1 rRNA gene is annotated in these 2,960 nt (G+C 52.5%); it reads right to left on the reverse strand.

The window, feature by feature from the left end:
* Positions 1 to 2,886, reverse strand: a 23S ribosomal RNA gene (locus V7083_RS06730); the annotation flags it as partial.
* Between the last annotated feature and the right edge of the window lie 74 nt (positions 2,887 to 2,960).

The following is a 2,960-nucleotide window of genomic DNA, read 5'->3' on the forward strand; positions in this document are numbered from 1 at the left end:
GCTTCCACCTCTGACCTATCAACCTGATCATCTTTCAGGGATCTTACTAGCTTGACGCTATGGGAAATCTCATCTTGAGGGGGGCTTCATGCTTAGATGCTTTCAGCACTTATCCCGTCCGCACATAGCTACCCAGCGATGCCTTTGGCAAGACAACTGGTACACCAGCGGTGCGTCCATCCCGGTCCTCTCGTACTAAGGACAGCTCCTCTCAAATTTCCTGCGCCCACGACGGATAGGGACCGAACTGTCTCACGACGTTCTGAACCCAGCTCGCGTACCGCTTTAATGGGCGAACAGCCCAACCCTTGGGACCGACTACAGCCCCAGGATGCGATGAGCCGACATCGAGGTGCCAAACCTCCCCGTCGATGTGGACTCTTGGGGGAGATAAGCCTGTTATCCCCAGGGTAGCTTTTATCCGTTGAGCGATGGCCCTTCCATGCGGAACCACCGGATCACTAAGCCCGACTTTCGTCCCTGCTCGACTTGTAGGTCTCGCAGTCAAGCTCCCTTGTGCCTTTACACTCTGCGAATGATTTCCAACCATTCTGAGGGAACCTTTGGGCGCCTCCGTTACACTTTAGGAGGCGACCGCCCCAGTCAAACTGCCCACCTGACACTGTCTCCCACCCCGATCAGGGGTGCGGGTTAGAATTTCAATACAGCCAGGGTAGTATCCCACCGACGCCTCCACCGAAGCTAGCGCTCCGGCTTCTCAGGCTCCTACCTATCCTGTACAAGCTGTACCAAAATTCAATATCAGGCTACAGTAAAGCTCCATGGGGTCTTTCCGTCCTGTCGCGGGTAACCTGCATCTTCACAGGTACTATAATTTCACCGAGTCTCTCGTTGAGACAGTGCCCAGATCGTTACGCCTTTCGTGCGGGTCGGAACTTACCCGACAAGGAATTTCGCTACCTTAGGACCGTTATAGTTACGGCCGCCGTTTACTGGGGCTTCGATTCAGAGCTTCGCTTGCGCTAACCCCTCCTCTTAACCTTCCAGCACCGGGCAGGCGTCAGCCCCTATACTTCGCCTTGCGGCTTCGCAGAGACCTGTGTTTTTGCTAAACAGTCGCCTGGGCCTATTCACTGCGGCTCTTCGAGGCTATTCACCTCAAAAAGCACCCCTTCTCCCGAAGTTACGGGGTCATTTTGCCGAGTTCCTTAACGAGAGTTCTCTCGCTCACCTTAGGATTCTCTCCTCGCCTACCTGTGTCGGTTTGCGGTACGGGCACCTTTTATCTCGCTAGAGGCTTTTCTTGGCAGTGTGGAATCAGGAACTTCGGTACTATATTTCCCTCGGCATCACAGCTCAGCCTTCGCGAGAAGCGGATTTTCCTACTTCTCAGCCTAACTGCTTACACGCACATAACCAGCAGTGCGCTTACCCTATCCTCCTGCGTCCCCCCATCACTCAAACGATAAAGAGGTGGTACAGGAATATCAACCTGTTGTCCATCGCCTACGCCTTTCGGCCTCGGCTTAGGTCCCGACTAACCCTGAGCGGACGAGCCTTCCTCAGGAAACCTTAGGCATACGGTGGACGGGATTCTCACCCGTCTTTCGCTACTCATACCGGCATTCTCACTTCTAAGCGCTCCACAAGTCCTTCCGGTCTTGCTTCAACGCCCTTAGAACGCTCTCCTACCGCGGACACCATACGGTGTCCACCCACAGCTTCGGTGATACGTTTAGCCCCGGTACATTTTCGGCGCAGAGTCACTCGACCAGTGAGCTATTACGCACTCTTTAAATGGTGGCTGCTTCTAAGCCAACATCCTGGTTGTCTAAGCAACTCCACATCCTTTTCCACTTAACGTATACTTTGGGACCTTAGCTGGTGGTCTGGGCTGTTTCCCTTTTGACTACGGATCTTATCACTCGCAGTCTGACTCCCACGGATAAGTCATTGGCATTCGGAGTTTGTCTGAATTCGGTAACCCGATGAGGGCCCCTAGTCCAAACAGTGCTCTACCTCCAAGACTCTTACTTCGTGAGGCTAGCCCTAAAGCTATTTCGGAGAGAACCAGCTATCTCCAAGTTCGATTGGAATTTCTCCGCTACCCACACCTCATCCGCGCACTTTTCAACGTGCGTCGGTTCGGGCCTCCATCCAGTGTTACCTGGACTTCACCCTGGACATGGGTAGATCACCTGGTTTCGGGTCTACGACCACATACTCATTCGCCCTATTCAGACTCGCTTTCGCTGCGGCTCCGTCTCTTCAACTTAACCTTGCATGTAATCGTAACTCGCCGGTTCATTCTACAAAAGGCACGCCATTACCCATAAACGGGCTTTGACTACTTGTAGGCACACGGTTTCAGGATCTCTTTCACTCCCCTTCCGGGGTGCTTTTCACCTTTCCCTCACGGTACTGGTTCACTATCGGTCACTAGGGAGTATTTAGCCTTGGGAGATGGTCCTCCCTGCTTCCGACCGGATTTCACGTGTCCGGCCGTACTCAGGATCCACTCAGGAGGGAACGAAGTTTCAACTACAGGGCTTTTACCTTTTATCGCGGACCTTTCCAGATCGCTTCATTTACCCCGTTCCTTTGTAACTCCATGTTGAGTGTCCTACAACCCCGAAAGGCAAGCCTTTCGGTTTGGGCTGTTCCCGTTTCGCTCGCCGCTACTAAGGGAATCGCGTTTGCTTTCTCTTCCTCCGGGTACTTAGATGTTTCAGTTCCCCGGGTCTGCCTTCAGTACCCTATGTATTCAGGTAAAGATACTACTCCATTACGAGCAGTGGGTTTCCCCATTCGGAAATCTCCGGATCAAAGCTTACTTACAGCTCCCCGAAGCATATCGGTGTTAGTCCCGTCCTTCATCGGCTCCTAGTGCCAAGGCATCCACCGTGCGCCCTTTCTAACTTAACCTAAAAGGTTTGTTTCTCTAAAAAATTAGAGAGAAAAACTAAAATGGCGATTCTCGGTTTTTACTTGGTTTCTTC

This window comes from Bacillus sp. JJ1764 (assembly GCF_036962145.1).
Lineage (GTDB): Bacteria > Bacillota > Bacilli > Bacillales > Cytobacillaceae > Neobacillus.